General features: G+C 62.0%; 18 protein-coding genes. 4 read left to right on the top strand and 14 right to left on the bottom strand.

Features of this window, described 5'->3' with window-relative positions; all coding sequences use genetic code 11:
* Window positions 1–2 precede the first annotated feature (2 nt).
* From AC3ITW_RS06265 to AC3ITW_RS06220, 10 genes are all read right to left on the bottom strand, one after another.
* Window positions 3–323, bottom strand: a complete 321-nt coding sequence (locus AC3ITW_RS06265; protein ID WP_180862703.1) for a hypothetical protein — start codon at window positions 321–323, stop codon at window positions 3–5.
* 318 nt (window positions 324–641) lie between these two features.
* The gene (locus tag AC3ITW_RS06260; protein ID WP_489390150.1) at window positions 642–902 is read right to left on the bottom strand and encodes a hypothetical protein; all 261 of its coding nucleotides are present in this window, start codon (window positions 900–902) and stop codon (window positions 642–644) included.
* Window positions 903–1,391: 489 nt separating this feature from the next.
* Window positions 1,392–1,748, bottom strand: coding sequence for a hypothetical protein (locus AC3ITW_RS06255; RefSeq protein ID WP_046433437.1), 357 nt, complete (start codon window positions 1,746–1,748; stop codon window positions 1,392–1,394).
* Complete coding sequence (locus tag AC3ITW_RS06250; protein WP_040234203.1) at window positions 1,741–1,971, bottom strand: hypothetical protein; 231 nt, start codon at window positions 1,969–1,971, stop codon at window positions 1,741–1,743. The genes AC3ITW_RS06255 and AC3ITW_RS06250 overlap by 8 nt, the downstream gene beginning before the upstream one ends.
* Before the next feature lie 323 nt (window positions 1,972–2,294).
* The gene (locus AC3ITW_RS06245) at window positions 2,295–2,519 is read right to left on the bottom strand and encodes a hypothetical protein (protein ID WP_046433416.1); all 225 of its coding nucleotides are present in this window, start codon (window positions 2,517–2,519) and stop codon (window positions 2,295–2,297) included.
* Between the two features lie 306 nt (window positions 2,520–2,825).
* Entirely contained in the window at window positions 2,826–3,380 is a 555-nt protein-coding gene (locus tag AC3ITW_RS06240) for a hypothetical protein (protein WP_049420868.1), read from the bottom strand.
* An 11-nt stretch (window positions 3,381–3,391) separates the two neighbouring features.
* Window positions 3,392–3,979, bottom strand: coding sequence for a ParA family protein (locus tag AC3ITW_RS06235; protein WP_046433516.1), 588 nt, complete (start codon window positions 3,977–3,979; stop codon window positions 3,392–3,394).
* Between the two features lie 197 nt (window positions 3,980–4,176).
* Complete coding sequence (locus AC3ITW_RS06230; RefSeq protein ID WP_046433514.1) at window positions 4,177–4,650, bottom strand: hypothetical protein; 474 nt, start codon at window positions 4,648–4,650, stop codon at window positions 4,177–4,179.
* On the bottom strand, window positions 4,647–4,892 hold the full coding sequence (locus AC3ITW_RS06225) for a hypothetical protein (RefSeq protein WP_046433511.1): 246 nt from the start codon (window positions 4,890–4,892) through the stop codon (window positions 4,647–4,649). The genes AC3ITW_RS06230 and AC3ITW_RS06225 overlap by 4 nt, the downstream gene beginning before the upstream one ends.
* Entirely contained in the window at window positions 4,889–5,116 is a 228-nt protein-coding gene (locus AC3ITW_RS06220) for a hypothetical protein (RefSeq protein WP_130519086.1), read from the bottom strand. Before AC3ITW_RS06220 ends, AC3ITW_RS06225 begins: the two co-directional genes overlap by 4 nt.
* Before the next feature lie 133 nt (window positions 5,117–5,249).
* On the opposite strand from AC3ITW_RS06220, the gene AC3ITW_RS06215 reads away from it, so the two are divergent.
* Window positions 5,250–7,163 carry a type 4 pilus major pilin gene (locus tag AC3ITW_RS06215; protein WP_158230176.1) on the top strand — a complete coding sequence of 638 codons (1,914 nt, stop codon included), beginning with the start codon at window positions 5,250–5,252 and terminating at the stop codon, window positions 7,161–7,163.
* A gap of 35 nt (window positions 7,164–7,198) precedes the next feature.
* On the opposite strand, the gene AC3ITW_RS06210 is transcribed toward AC3ITW_RS06215, so the two are convergent.
* The 4 genes from AC3ITW_RS06210 to AC3ITW_RS06195 form a co-directional block, all read right to left on the bottom strand.
* Window positions 7,199–7,816 (bottom strand): hypothetical protein, encoded by a 618-nt coding sequence (locus AC3ITW_RS06210; RefSeq protein ID WP_139042366.1) that lies wholly within the window; start codon window positions 7,814–7,816, stop codon window positions 7,199–7,201.
* Between the two features lie 170 nt (window positions 7,817–7,986).
* Window positions 7,987–8,481, bottom strand: a complete 495-nt coding sequence (locus tag AC3ITW_RS06205; RefSeq protein WP_224119381.1) for a hypothetical protein — start codon at window positions 8,479–8,481, stop codon at window positions 7,987–7,989.
* 74 nt (window positions 8,482–8,555) lie between these two features.
* A complete protein-coding gene (locus AC3ITW_RS06200) occupies window positions 8,556–8,939 on the bottom strand; it encodes a hypothetical protein (RefSeq protein ID WP_046433505.1) in 384 nt (127 codons plus the stop codon).
* A gap of 1 nt (window position 8,940) precedes the next feature.
* A complete protein-coding gene (locus AC3ITW_RS06195) occupies window positions 8,941–9,759 on the bottom strand; it encodes a hypothetical protein (protein WP_057502458.1) in 819 nt (272 codons plus the stop codon).
* A 106-nt stretch (window positions 9,760–9,865) separates the two neighbouring features.
* Between AC3ITW_RS06195 and AC3ITW_RS06190 the strand changes: the two genes are divergently transcribed.
* The 3 genes from AC3ITW_RS06190 (at window position 9,866) to AC3ITW_RS06180 (ending at window position 13,299) form a co-directional block, all read left to right on the top strand.
* Entirely contained in the window at window positions 9,866–10,252 is a 387-nt protein-coding gene (locus AC3ITW_RS06190; protein WP_024958708.1) for a helix-turn-helix domain-containing protein, read from the top strand.
* On the top strand, window positions 10,246–10,557 hold the full coding sequence (locus AC3ITW_RS06185; RefSeq protein WP_136191685.1) for a hypothetical protein: 312 nt from the start codon (window positions 10,246–10,248) through the stop codon (window positions 10,555–10,557). The genes AC3ITW_RS06190 and AC3ITW_RS06185 overlap by 7 nt, the downstream gene beginning before the upstream one ends.
* 135 nt (window positions 10,558–10,692) lie before the next feature.
* Window positions 10,693–13,299 carry an AAA family ATPase gene (locus AC3ITW_RS06180; RefSeq protein ID WP_230548558.1) on the top strand — a complete coding sequence of 869 codons (2,607 nt, stop codon included), beginning with the start codon at window positions 10,693–10,695 and terminating at the stop codon, window positions 13,297–13,299.
* Window positions 13,300–13,331 lie beyond the last annotated feature (32 nt).

The following is a 13,331-nucleotide window of genomic DNA, read 5'->3' as shown; positions in this document are numbered from 1 at the left end:
TGTTATTTGCGCATGATCGTCAAGAACCACCCTGCATAGGGCGTGTTCTTCACCAAGCACCTGTTCCAATCCCCCTCCCCATCGGTCCACCACACCGGGCCACGTTCGCCCAAGCCCGTTTTCGCGCTGTCCACGGCGCGCCGGGCGGCGGCGAGTGCTTCCCCATCCTGATTGGCTTTTGCTGACTTCACGGCACGCCGGGCGTCCATCAGCTCGTGGACCAGTCGCTCCCTCTGCGGCTCGCTTAGGCCCGGGTTGGTGGTTCGCCAGAGGCGCCCGCGGACGATGAGGTAACGGCCGTCTGGTGTGATGAGGGGAGGCATGCTGGGAGGGTATGGGGTGAGCGGTGACGGGGGAGCAGACAAAAGAAAGGCGGCACCCTGGCCGCTCTTGCTTCTATGCCTCCCTAGCCCCCGCCCAACAAAAAGCCCCGGCTTACCGGGGCTCTTCTTAAGCTTCGTGGGCTTGGCTTCGTAGTGTGCCGTCAAAAGCGCACCGGCTGGCGGGCTGCGGAGCTGGCGGCAGGCAAAGCGATATCGAGGCCAATAGCGCGAGTCATTGGCTTGAACGATTCCACCGGATCTTCTTCTTCGTCCTCTGTCGCGAAGAGCACGTTGCCCTTCAGATTGTCACCGGCCTCTTCACGCAGAGCAGAAGGTTTGGCCGAAGCGGGAGCGAGGTCCCTGATTCCTGGCGTCCACCCTCCAGCGCTCGATCACTTCGAAGCTCTTTTCGTGGCGATGGCCGTTTTTATTCAACTCTTCCATCACTTGATCGAATGAAGTCAAGTCAAAACGAATCGCAGAAAGCATAACAGGATGCCCATACTTCCCACCGCTGGAAGCAGCTTGGGTGATAGCGATAACTTGGCTTCCGTCGGTCGCAAGAGTGTGAATCTTCATAAATATCCTTGTTTGTTTTCAGGTTAGCGGTATTGCCTCCCTACAAATCCAGGTTACGACAGAGCATAAAAATGTAAACCCGAAAGCAACACATTTATTTGACTAAAGTGCAGAACTGACGGGCAACCGCAGAAAACACAAAAACCCTGAAACACCTCACATTTCCCGCCCAGCGCTGGGGCCGGCAGAAACCCCGCCCCCCGCCCTTCCCCCAATGCGCTTTTGCTTTGAGCCACTTTTGCCGTTGCCTTCTCTCTCCTAGATCTCAAAAGAACGCGGCCCGGGGCCGCGCCTGAAAAGCCCCCTCCGGGGAGGTTAGGACATGGGCCGGGGCTTCCGCCCCAGCCACCGCTCAACTCTCCCACATCCCAAAAACCCAGCCACCACCCAAAGGGGCGCCCCCCCCTTTTCTCCCAGCATCGCCAGACTGCAGGCATAAAAAAGGCGACCCTCAGGCCGCCGCTTCCCCTCCCCCGTTTGTTCCCCGCCTCACCTGCTCTGCTCCAGGCACCGGTCAACCAACTGCCGCATCGCCTCGCCCAGCGAGATCCTAGCAGCTCGTGCGTCTTGGATCAGGCTCTTGGCCACCTCTTCAGAAACTTTGGGATCGGGCAGCACCGCGCCGTAGCGCATCCCATCAGGCCCATGCTGGGCACGGACCCGGGGCCCGAACGGCTGGCGGATGTCGGCATGGGCGGCCGCCAGGGCAGCCAATGCACTGCTGGCCGTGAGCCCCTGCTGGCGAGCGAGAGCCCGGAATGCGGCCGCCTTGTCCGGGGCAATGCGAACCGTGGGCAGCCGGCGGGGAACCGGCTGCTTGGGGGCGATGGCGTATCCCTTAGCCATTGATGAGCTCATCCCGGACGTGGGCGCGATACCAGCGGCGGCAGACCTTCTCAAACCCTTCTTGATCTTCGCCCTCGTAGGAATGGGTGTAGCCATTGCTATCGCAGATCTGCTCACCGAGGGTGCCTGGTTGACCATTCAAATCAGCGTAGATGTAGGAACGGCCAGGGCGAGAGAAAGTGATGGTGCGGTTGAGTTTACGGCTATTGATGATGAGTTCCATGATGATTACCTTTTTGGCTTTTTCGGTCAGCGGTATTGCCTCCCTACAAATCCAGGCTACGACAGAGCGTAAAAATGTAAACCCGAAAACAACACATTTATTTGACTAAAGTGCAGAAGTGACGGGCAACCGCAAAAGACACGAAAACCCTGAAACGCCTCACACTTCCAGCCAAGCACCGGGCTCGGCGGAAGCCGAGGCCCCACCCGCCTTTTCCCCATGCCGCTTTTGCCGTTGCTCTTTCCACCCGCCGCCAGCCATAAAAAAGGCGGCCGATGGCCGCCTGTCTTTCACTACCACCCCAGGGATGGCGTAGGACCTGCTCATAGCTCTGCCATGATTTCCTTGTGATCCAACGCCTCGGAAACCTCGGCCAGGGTGGCATACCCGCAAAGACTGTCTTGGTATTTCCCGTCCGAAAGCTCCCACCGCGGCATGGCTTCGCAGTTGTTGGCGGCTTCCATTTTGACGTGGAGCCCAGCTTCGGAGAGTCGCAGTCCCAAACGGGCGGCGCGGTTTTCGAGGGTTTGGCGGCGAGGGGTTTTCATGATGAATCCTTGTTTGGTTTTCAGGTCAGCGGTATTGCCTCCCTACAAATCCAGGCTACGACAGAGCGTAAAAATGTAAACCCGAAAACAACACATTTATTTGACTAAAGTGCAGAAGTGACGGGCAACCGCAAAAGACACGAAAACCCTGAAACGCCTCACACTTCCAGCCAAGCACCGGGCTCGGCGGAAGCCGAGGCCCCACCCGCCTTTTCCCCATGCCGCTTTTGCCGTTGCTCTTTCCACCCGCCGCCAGCCATAAAAAAGGCGGCCGATGGCCGCCTGTCGTTCACTACCAACCCAGGGCTACCGTTGTTTCCTCGCCCGCCCCACAATCGCCTTCCGGACCTGTTTCCGCACCGGATCCAGGTCGTCGGTCGCCGTCGCCACCACCAAGCGCCGCTTGCTCCTTTTTAGTTCCTGGCAGGCCCAGGACGCCAAGGCGATGATCGCAGTGGTGATCACCGGGCTCTCTTCTCCCGTCAAATCCTGGAGCTGATCGCGGAGCTTGGGCGGCACGGTCACCATCGTTCGCTCGGTCCTGACGCCGTTGACGTCCCGGTAATCGAACATCTGGCTACCGCGGCCCACTTCGAGATACACCTTCTTCCCCGACCGAGTAAACGGCTGCTCTTCGCTGTAGTCGAAGTAGGTCTTCCGCCCAGGCGCGTCCCCTGCAGCCACCATCAGCTCTGCCAGCTGCTCTTCGGAAAACTGGTCCAGATCAATGAGCGGCGCATACGTGCGTTGCGGCTTGGCGTGGACCACTTTCGCGGCCTTGGACAGGTCTTTGCGGGCTTTGGCAACGGCGTTCTTGGCGGGGGTCTTCTTGGCAGCCATGAGGTCCGGCAGGGGCAGCATTGGGAGCTCCATCATGCATGCCCCCGCGCCGGGTTGGCCAATCTTTTTTGGATAGCCTGACCTACCCGCAGAATGTCCTCTCGCGCCTTGTCCACGCCAGCGCCGCGCATGGAGAACACGGTCTCGCCAAGCTCGTAGTAGCTCGCCAACGCCGCCCGCTCGGGAATGACGATGGCGCCTGCCAGGCTGGGATCTTCCAGCCGGCGGCGGTGCTCCGCCCGCTTCACGTTGACCCGATTGGCGACCGGCAGGAAGGGCTTGCCCTGACGTCGCAGGGTTTCAATCGTCCGCAAATAGACCACAAACGATCCACCATCGAGCAACGTGGGAACTAGATAGAGGTCCGCGTCCGGCAGCTGGTCTTTCACTGGGGCGCTGGGCGGCAGGTCTTGAATCTCCAGGTCGAAGCCTGGGGATGAGGCACGGCTCACGGTAAACGGGGTCTCCCCGTCGCTCATCGCAGACCAAGCGACCGAACCACATTGAGGGTCGCGGTCGTTGACGAGCACGCGGGATTGGCCGGCAAACGCGGCGGCGAGGTTGAGCGAAAGCGTGGTGCGCCCCACGCCCCCCTTGAAGCAGCAGACAACGAGACGCATGAGATGGGCTCCTTTTATGGGTAGGTCGTGCAACACACTACGATGCAAACCTATTCCCGCAAGAGCCATGCAGCTAGGGGGTTTCAGCGGTGCAGACGTCTTAGGTTCAGCTCCCCCGGGGCCCGGCGGAAGCCGTGGCCCACCCTGCCGTTGTCTCCACCCCGCCTTTCGGCGGCGAGTAGCCGCCGGCCTGAGCTTCAGGCCACGGCTTTATGGTTGCGACGGAGGTGGGCGTAGGCGGGGTGAGGCCGATGAAGCGCGGTGTGGGACCATTCGCCTGCCCGTTGGCGTCCAAACCATGCCTGCATGGCCGGGCAAAAAACGCCCCCGCAGACCTCCGCCAGCGTTCGGCCTTCGTCCACCCGTCGCCGCTCCAGCTTCCCAGTGTGCCCCCGTCGCACCACGAACCGCTCCCCGATCTGAACCAGCGGATTGGCCCCGGCGTCCATAAGCGCCTCAATCATCGCGGCATAGCGCGTCGCCAAGACCGGGTCCGACTGGACGGCCTTGGAATACATGAGGGAGGCGACGGCCAACGCAGTGATGCCAGGGTCGCCGGCCACGCCAGCGTCCAGGTCGGGCGTCCCTTTGAGTGTGTGGAGCCACCCATAAAACGCCAGCGGGTCGTTGGTTTGGATGGCCCTGATGAGGCTTTCGGTCCCGGCACTCATTGCCCACCTCCCAGAACCCCGATGAGCACCAGGGCCACCAGCACGTAGAACGGCACCAGCACGATGCTCCACCACTGCCGGGATGCCTCCTGGGCCTTGCTGCCCTGTCGAACAGGAGCTGACACGCGATAGAGGCGCACCAGGGCGCGCCCAGCGGTGATGGGGTTGGCGACCAGGTCCTGGTAGAACACCGCGATGCCCAGGAGACCGACAAACAGCAGGGCCATGTTCAAGAGGCTCATGCGAAGCGCTCCTCTTCCTTCTTCCAACGCCGCTCATGGCGGGCGCGGGTGGCCAAGCGCTGGATCCTGCGGTGCTTGTCGGCCAGCTGATTGAGGCCATTGGTGCGGTCCAGGAACCGCGCGGCCGTGTGGAGTTGGAAATGCGCCAGGTCAGTGCTGGCAGGCTCGACGGGATGAATCTTCATGTCTTCACTCTCTTTTTGTGGGTAGGTCGGCTTACCCATTAAACCGCTCCTACACCACGATCCAACCACATCGCCAACCGATGTCAACCCATTGATTTGAAGGATTTTTGACTAAAATCAAGAACTGCCGTCAGGGCTTGTCAAAACGCGGTTGTGTCGCATGCTGAAATGCATGACACCGCAAGCCCGCCCTTCCCGTCGTCCTCCCGCCCCAGGCTTTGGCCTGGTCGAGTTGCTGCTCGCATTGGGGGTTGCCACGGCCATGGGGGCCGCCGCGTTTTGGGTCTACCCCCGCGTTACCACCCGGGTGAAGGTTGCGTCGGACGTCGAGAACGTTCGGGACCTGGCCAGCCGCGTTGATCGGTCCCATGGCGTCGTCGGCTCGTTCCGCGGCGTCAGCACGTTGAACGTGCTTGAAGATGGGCTGGCCCCCACCGACTTCCGCCAGGCCAGCGCAGCGACCATGAGCAACGCGTGGGGTGGTGCAGTGACCGTGTCCCCGGCCACGGTGCGCCTGGCAGGAGATGCCTTCACCGTGGGGCTGTCTGGGCTTCCTGCGCGGGCCTGCGTGCCGTTCGTCTCCGCCATCGCGGACGACGTGAACGTGCGGGACGTGATCGTGGGCAACACCAGTGTTCTGCTGAGCAACCGAGGGAGCTTGGACGTCCCCGGCTTGGGATTGGCGTGCGGGGCCGATGGGGCCGTGGTCGACGTCGTCTATTACTCAGGCCTGGTCGCCGGGTCGTCGGTCGCCGTGGTGCCCACGCTTCCCCTGCCCTCCACGCCCGCCGTCCCTGGCCCTTCAACGCCGACACCGGCTGGCCCCGTATCCACCGCTCCCAGCGTGCCCGATGCAGTGCCGGGCGTTCCTGGGAGCGTGTCGCCAAGCCCTGGGGTTGCTCCTTCCCCGGCTCTTCCACCGCTTCCTGTTGCGCCCAGCGTTCCGGTGCCTCAGCCGCTCCCAACGCCGGTCCCCACCCCGGCTCCGCCGGCCTTGGTGCCGTGCCGGCAATCGGAAAGCTCGGTGGCTCGGGCCAGCTGCCCGGCGGGCACTTGGGGCACGGAGACGGTGCGCACGCGCCAGGTCTGCGCTCCCGGCGACGTGGATCCAAACTCAGACGCCGCGTGGGAGCATCCCGAGGCGTGGGTTCAAGCCCAGACGGTGGCGGCCGTGACGGCGAGGCATTGCCAGGCCTGCCCTGGAAGCTCCCAGGAGGAACGCGATCAATGGCTGCCCACTTCTCAACCCTGCCCGTCGGGCCAAGCTGGGACGCACACCTGGGAGCGCCAGCAGGTGCGGTCTCGAGACGTGTTCACCCATTGCCCGTTTGGCACCACCGCCCTGCCCAGCCCGACTTACGGGGGCTGGTCCAACTGGGTGGATACAGGTGCGCGTCGCAACGAGGTCAACACATGCAAGCCCACGGCTGCTCGCTGCAGCGATGGCAGCTTGCAGGTTGTGGCGTGGCACTCCGCCGATGGGCAGGACGTTCCGCCCACCTCGGGTTCGAGTGGCATTTCTTACTGGTATCCGGATGCGGTGGTGCGCCTGACGCCAGCGGAGAAAGCAAAGCTGGACTGGGCCATCGCCAACGTGCCCATCCACCGGGTGGAGACGCCCGCACCGATGCCCGGCAACTGGCCCGCCAACGTGAGCGAGTCGGCGTTCTACGAAGAGCAATGCAACGCGCTTTCGGACGCCGGGAACATCCGCTACGCCTATTCCTACGACTTCGAATGCGTCTCCAACATGGGCATGCATTACTGCGACTACAACTGGACCAGCGGCGGCACCTCTTTGGCCGTGTGCCGGCAAGCGTGCGCGTCCGACCTAGTGGGCAAGAGCAACAATCCCTATCGCTGGGAGTGGCCCGAGTCGTCCGTGGTGGCTTCGACGCCCTACACGACCTGCACGGGCCAGCCCGGATGCACGCCCAACGGTGGGTTTGGCACCCAGCAAGGCCTGCCGGCGTGCAACGAGCACAACGTGGGCCAGACCTTGGCGTTCAACTGGTATCGCCAGTTCTACAACCCGGTGCGGGTGGACTATCAAGAGATTACGTTGACGTGCCGGGGGCCAACCTGACATCGAGCTAGAGCCCGAGAACAGGTGATTTGCCCTTAGAAGGGATTCACCACTGGTTTCTCGGGCTTGGCAATACCAATCGTCAAACTCTTAACCTTGATCGCACCAATCGCATAGCGCAGGTTGGAAGGACACATGTCCATCACCACATCCGACAGCGAAGCTGTGACCGCTTCTGCATTTGGGCGATCCTGCTTCCACTCGTAGCGAATCGCTCCCGAAGAAACCTTGAAGTTCTGCCCGCCCTTGTAGACGCACTGCTCTTCTTTCATGGAGTTGTCCACCTTGGGCTCACCATACTTGCTGGTGATCAACGACTTGACGCTATCCACGATCCGATTGGAATCACCCAGATCAATATTTATCGATTGCAACTGCCCTGCGACGAACGTAAGAACCGCCTCTTGAGGCTGGTCACTCAAAGGACTGACGATCTTCGTATTAAACTTATCCTCGCCCGACACTGGACTTGAATGTTTGTATTCGTAAGGCTCCAGAGGAGCGGCAAGGTAAACCCCGTCAGTGGGCGAAAGGCCCTCAACGGCGCTGCGCGACACTCCAACCTCAAGCTTTCCAATACCTATAGGCCCCTTGGCAAAACATGCAATAGGCACTAGAGCCAATGCTGAGACTACGATTCGGATAACCTTCATGACTCCCCCTGATTGAGTTTCCGCACGCTTACCTAAGCGCGTTGCAAATGACATTAGGCGGCACCAGCTGGTCTTCCTGACCCAATGAACGGCGCGGTCGTAAGTCCGGCGTGGTGCTGCTTAGGTAGGCGAATATATCATTCAGACTAGGCGGCCAGTTGCAGAGAGCATCATCTGGGGAGGGCCGTTCTATCCCACGCCCGCTTGACCCACCCGAACACTACGGCCAGCACGCCGATCAACAGCACGCCCCAGAGCCAAACCAAGTAAAACGCTGCGGTAGCGATCTCCCCAAACTGGGGATGCTCCGCATACTTGAACCCCAGAACGGCGGCCGCCACCACCGTCACCACGCCCAATCCGCCCCCGAGCAGCGCCCCTTTCAGGAAGCCGTGCTTCCGAAAATACGGCATCCGCCCCGTGCGGACGTGCCAGTCCCAGAGCTGCTGAGCCCGGATGTGGAGCGCCAGGCAAAACGCCAAGAACGCGAAGACGAGCGCACCGGGCACACAACAGACCAGGCCAATGAAGAAGTCGCGCTTCATCACCTCCAGGCCGGCCGCCAGCCCAACCAGGCCCAACGGGCCCAAGATGACGCTAGGGAGGATCAGCGCGGATGGGCCCGGCGGCGCATACACAACTTGCTGCGGCGGATAGCGGTTCATATGGTCCTCCCCTGTTGGATGGCTGCACGCTTGATCGGGACCGGCGTGCAGTCAAGCGGCGGACTGCGGCCCGTTTAGCCCGCAGACGTCCCTTCGTCGGTCACTTCGACCACTTGCCAGCCCTCGCCCTGCGGGCGGAACAGTGCACGCAGCTTCGGCTTGAGGGTGCTTGGCTCGGGCTTGGTGGGCTGGCCACCGATGGACCCCTGCGCTTTTACCGACCCGCCCACCATGCATTCTTGATCCCCATTGGGCTTCTTCTCGCAGTCGAGATCCAAGCCGCCCGCGTCGGTGACTTCAAACCGCCAAGAGCGCTGGAGGGTTGCCTGCCTCCCCTGCTCGGTGAAAAAGCCTTCCACGACCTTCACCCCGTCCTCCTTTGAGGGGCCCTTGTCACCAGAGCAGGCGGTCAGGGTCAAAAGTGCCGCTGCTGCGGCCACGATCAGTGCGTGCTTCATGTCATGCGTCCTTGTCTTTGGAGGGGGTGATGCCGATGTTCTGGGTCTTGTAGCCGATCTCCAGCCGGTCGATTTGGAGAACGATGTCGGGCAGGCCGTTGGGCTTCAACCTGCCCTCCACGACCTTGAAAAAGATTCGGTCTCCCGCGGCGTCGCGCCCCACCCGTCGCAGCTCGGCCGCGTCTTCCGGCTTCAATCGCAGCGCGGCGTGGTAGCGCCCGCCATGCTCGACCCCGACCACCGCACTGCCCTTGCCCAACGGCGAAGGGCCGATAACGGCCGTCGGAAGAAAGTCAGGCGAGCGGGGATACCAGTCGTGGTTCATGACCAGCACGTAGGCGTGGAGAATGTTGGTCTTGGGGTCGATCTCCACGTCGATGTAGGGCCGCAGGTAGAACGCATCGGTAGAGGCGATCTGCCGCGCCTTGGCCTCAAACGCAGAGGCCGGATCGCCTTGCAGGCCTACGCGTTTGAACTGGTGCCCCCATGAGCCAATGCAGTGGGTTCGCATCGCCGGTGCCAGGGCAGCGCCGGCCTTGGCCTGGGCAAAGAGGTTGTCTTCGCACATGCCGAAACCGGCCGACGCGGTGGCCGCCAAGCCCCACCGGATCCGGGTGTAGCCGTCGAGCACTGGAGGGTCGCCGTCGTCCCAGTAAGTGCCTGCCGGCTCCAGGTAACGCTTGGTCGCCGGGGCCGAGGCGGCGTCCTTGCCCGCCTGCATCAACCCCTTGCCAATCCTTCCCAAAATGCCGTCCTGGGCGGTGGCCGTCCCGCTGGCCAACGCCAGGCACACGGCCACGGCTGCAATCGCTTGCTTCATGCATCCCCCTGATCCCGGCCACCATGGCCTTATTTGCCATTTTGGCAAATGCGGTGCAGCATGGGAAGCGGCAGACTTGGGGATTGTTCCCGGTTCGTGATCGCCCATGCCTGCCCCTCTCGCCCCAGCTCACACGTTTGGCCGCCGCTTGCGCGAGGCCCGGCTGGCCAAGGGCCTGACGCAAGCACAGTTGGGGGCCGTGCTTGGGTTGGACGAGGAAAACTCCGCCGCTCCCAGGGTTTCTCGTTACGAGAGAGGAGATCGCGTGCCGGATCCTGCAACGATGGAAAAGCTGGCCCAAGCACTTGGCATGCCGGTCGCCTATTTCCATGCCACAAATGATCTAGTGGCAGAGACGTTGCTGGTGATGTCGCGGCTTGAACCCGAACAGCAGCGAGAGCTGCTGACGAAGGTGAGGGATTACGCCCAGAGCCGTGGCGTGGCCATCCTCCCGAGTAGCGACAACGATCTCAGGGAAGAGAAGACATGCTGAAACGACTTCGACGCTGGTGGCTGCAGCGGGATGCGCCAAGCCCGATGGCACCGGAGCAGTTGCAGGCGCTGATGGACATCAACCTTCTGGAAATCCAGTTGGCCGCGTTGGACGCCCTCAAGTCCTCGACGCCAGCCGCGGAAGCGGCCAGGCTGCGATCCCATGCTTGGCTCGCGTCGATGCGTGGGCAAGGCCCGGTCGGGACGCCGAACTGGAGCGAACTGCGGGCTGAAGCGCGAGCACTGAACCGTGATCTGGCAGCCGCCCTGGCTGCCGCCCAGATCGATGCCCCCTCAGAGGCCTGATCCCTACCGTTCGGGAAAACCATTTCCCCATCCCCTACGACCATCACCGACTTGCCTCCAAATGTGACCCGCGTCACTATTGCGGAAGGGGAACGGAGCCTTCCTGGCTCTGGCCATTCACAGGGGAAGTGACCGATGGCGAACAAGAATGGGGCCGCTGCGCCTACGACTCTGGAAGAGTGGTTGAATGGCCGCCCAAGCTGGCTGCGCATGGCCGCTTCCACGGTGATCCAGCACCGCCGCATGCCGAACGAAGAGGAGATGGAGGCGCTGGCGGATCACTGCCTGGCCGAGGCAGCCAAGAAGCTGGATGCTCCCCACCCGGCGTTGGCACCGGGAACCATCTTGGGGACACCCACCGCCGCTGAGCTTCGCATCGACTCGGTCTCCTCCATCTGCGGCGTCAATGCCCTTGGCGAGGACGCGGCATTGGACCTCAGCCAAGGCCAGATGACCGTGGTCTACGGACCCAACGGGGCCGGGAAATCGGGCTACGCCCGTTTGATGAAGCACGTTTGTGGCGCGCGGGCCAAGGGATCTATCCACGGCAACGTGTTCAAGCAGAATCCCGATGCTGCCTCTGCCTTGATCAAAGTCACGGCGACCCGATCCGACGGCACGACATCGTCTGCTGATCTCACTTGGCAAGCATCCGACGGTGCCCATTCGACGTTGAAAGCGGTCCCGGTCTTCGACTCAGCCACAGCGCTGGAGTTCGGAGACAGCGCCACCACCGCCACCCATCTTCCCCGGGCGATGCGGTTCGTCGGGATGCTCATCCACATCTCAGACGATCTCGCCACCCGATTGAAGGCCCGCGCCGCCAAGCTCACCAGCAAACTGCCCATCATCCCGGAAGAGCACGCGCAGAGCAGCGCTGCAACGGTCCTCCGGAAGTTGACGGCGAAACTGACCGAAGAGGATATTAACCAGCGTTGCGCCTTCCCCGCTGCACTGAACGATGAGCGTTTGGCGCTGGAGACCGCACTGGCCCAGGCGAACCCTGAAGTGGCCCACGCCAAGGCCGTCGGAGAGCTAGAACGCTTGTCGCAGATGGCCACAAGCATCTCGGCATTGAAGGAGAGCTTGAACGGCGAGAAGGCCCAAGCCCTCTTGGATGCCCGCAGCAATGCAGAGGTCAAGCGCCAGGCCGCCACCGCCTATGCCACGGCCTTCCTCAATGGGCTGCCGCTCAAAGGCGTCGGAGACGCCGTGTGGCGAACCCTTTGGGACGCTGCAAAGGCGTATTCGACAGGTCTTGCCTACCGTGACCACCCTTTCCCCCACGTTGGGGACGAATCCCGTTGTGTCCTCTGCCAGCAACCGTTGGGAGACGACGGCAAGGCCCGCTTGGCCAGCTTTGAAAGCTACCTCAACGACACCCTGCAGACAGAAGCTAAGAGCGCGGAAGACGCGCTGACGGCGCTGAAGAAAGCGTTGCCCAGTCCTCTCACCGATGTCGCCTGGCAGGCCCAGTGCGCTGCTATTGGCTTGGAAGCCCCCCAAGCCACTGAGCTGTTTGAGGCCATCCATGCGAGATTGAAAGCCATGGCCGAGGCCACGGCGGCTCCGGCAGTGCAGTGGTCGGTGTGGACCAACGCCTACGATCAGAAGGTCAAGACCACTAGCGCTGATCGCGACGCGCTGGCGGGCTTGCTGGACCCGACGGGACGGAAGGAGAAGGAAAGCCGCCTAGCAGAGCTGAAAGCACAACAGTGGCTGTCGGAGCAGCGCGATGCGGTATGGGCCGACGTGATCCGCCTCAAACGCGTGGGAACGGTGGAAGCCGCTGTCCGGTCCACCTCAACCAGCCAGTTGACGACCAAAAGCAATGACATTGGCGAGTCGGAGTTGGCCAAGGGCTATTGCGACCGCTTCAATGCCGAGTTGCGGGCGCTGGGGGGCCATTCGCTTCCTGTCCGCATGTCGTATCGATCCCAAGGCAAAGGGGCGTTCACGTTTTACGTTGAGCTGAAGGACGCGCAAGGCGCCCAGAAGAATCGTGAAATCCTGAGCGAGGGTGAGCAACGCATCGTGGCGTTGGCAGCCTTCCTGGCCGACGCGACGGGCCTTGAACGGGGCATGCCCGTGATCTTCGACGACCCCATCTCCTCCCTGGATCAGCGCTTTGAGGAGGCGGTCGCCAAACGCCTCGTAGATCTGGCCGAGCATCGCCAGGTGATCGTGTTCACACATCGATTGTCACTGATGGTCCTACTGCAGAGTGCCGCCAAGCAGCGGGCCAACCTCGATCAGCCTACGGTCAAGGTCGCGGTTGAATCGATCGCCCGCGATGGAAGCAGGACCGGCATGCCGGCGCAGATCAATACGTTCTCTCTGAAGCCACAATCCGGCTTGAACCAAATGATCAGCAGCATCGGACAGCTTAAGAAGCTTGATCCGCCACTAAAAGAACTTGCCCTGAAGGCCGCCTGCAGCAACTTCCGAATCTTGGTTGAGCGCTCTGTAGAGGACGAGCTTTGTTCTGGCGTCATCAACCGCTACCGGCGCGAGATCAACACGCTCAACAAGCTACAGCGGCTCAGTGCAATCACCCCAGCAGACTGCGCACTGATCGACGGGATGATGACGAAGTATTCGGCATTCGAGCACTCCCAACCCACCGACACCCCCAGTTGGCTTCCGGGTCCGGACGAACTGCTAAAGGACGTTCAAGACATGCTCGAATGGTGCAAGGAGTTCGGTAAGCGAGCGGAAACCGCGGCGAAACCCAAGGCGTAGCCCTGACCACCCGTTACTGCGTGCTCACGTTC

This window comes from Stenotrophomonas sp. KH_052, assembly GCF_057838755.1.
This window is presented reverse-complemented; position numbering and strand designations above follow the sequence as displayed.

Bases quoted from the DNA above. Each gene is read 5' to 3' on its own strand.
- AC3ITW_RS06265 (WP_180862703.1), bottom strand. From the start codon at position 323: ATGCCTCCCCTCATCACACCAGACGGCCGTTACCTCATCGTCCGCGGG.
- AC3ITW_RS06260 (WP_489390150.1), bottom strand. From the start codon at position 902: ATGAAGATTCACACTCTTGCGACCGACGGAAGCCAAGTTATCGCTATC.
- AC3ITW_RS06255 (WP_046433437.1), bottom strand. From the start codon at position 1,748: ATGGCTAAGGGATACGCCATCGCCCCCAAGCAGCCGGTTCCCCGCCGG.
- AC3ITW_RS06250 (WP_040234203.1), bottom strand. From the start codon at position 1,971: ATGGAACTCATCATCAATAGCCGTAAACTCAACCGCACCATCACTTTC.
- AC3ITW_RS06245 (WP_046433416.1), bottom strand. From the start codon at position 2,519: ATGAAAACCCCTCGCCGCCAAACCCTCGAAAACCGCGCCGCCCGTTTG.
- AC3ITW_RS06240 (WP_049420868.1), bottom strand. From the start codon at position 3,380: ATGCTGCCCCTGCCGGACCTCATGGCTGCCAAGAAGACCCCCGCCAAG.
- AC3ITW_RS06235 (WP_046433516.1), bottom strand. From the start codon at position 3,979: ATGCGTCTCGTTGTCTGCTGCTTCAAGGGGGGCGTGGGGCGCACCACG.
- AC3ITW_RS06230 (WP_046433514.1), bottom strand. From the start codon at position 4,650: ATGAGTGCCGGGACCGAAAGCCTCATCAGGGCCATCCAAACCAACGAC.
- AC3ITW_RS06225 (WP_046433511.1), bottom strand. From the start codon at position 4,892: ATGAGCCTCTTGAACATGGCCCTGCTGTTTGTCGGTCTCCTGGGCATC.
- AC3ITW_RS06220 (WP_130519086.1), bottom strand. From the start codon at position 5,116: ATGGGTAAGCCGACCTACCCACAAAAAGAGAGTGAAGACATGAAGATT.
- AC3ITW_RS06215 (WP_158230176.1), top strand. From the start codon at position 5,250: ATGACACCGCAAGCCCGCCCTTCCCGTCGTCCTCCCGCCCCAGGCTTT.
- AC3ITW_RS06210 (WP_139042366.1), bottom strand. From the start codon at position 7,816: ATGAAGGTTATCCGAATCGTAGTCTCAGCATTGGCTCTAGTGCCTATT.
- AC3ITW_RS06205 (WP_224119381.1), bottom strand. From the start codon at position 8,481: ATGAACCGCTATCCGCCGCAGCAAGTTGTGTATGCGCCGCCGGGCCCA.
- AC3ITW_RS06200 (WP_046433505.1), bottom strand. From the start codon at position 8,939: ATGAAGCACGCACTGATCGTGGCCGCAGCAGCGGCACTTTTGACCCTG.
- AC3ITW_RS06195 (WP_057502458.1), bottom strand. From the start codon at position 9,759: ATGAAGCAAGCGATTGCAGCCGTGGCCGTGTGCCTGGCGTTGGCCAGC.
- AC3ITW_RS06190 (WP_024958708.1), top strand. From the start codon at position 9,866: ATGCCTGCCCCTCTCGCCCCAGCTCACACGTTTGGCCGCCGCTTGCGC.
- AC3ITW_RS06185 (WP_136191685.1), top strand. From the start codon at position 10,246: ATGCTGAAACGACTTCGACGCTGGTGGCTGCAGCGGGATGCGCCAAGC.
- AC3ITW_RS06180 (WP_230548558.1), top strand. From the start codon at position 10,693: ATGGCGAACAAGAATGGGGCCGCTGCGCCTACGACTCTGGAAGAGTGG.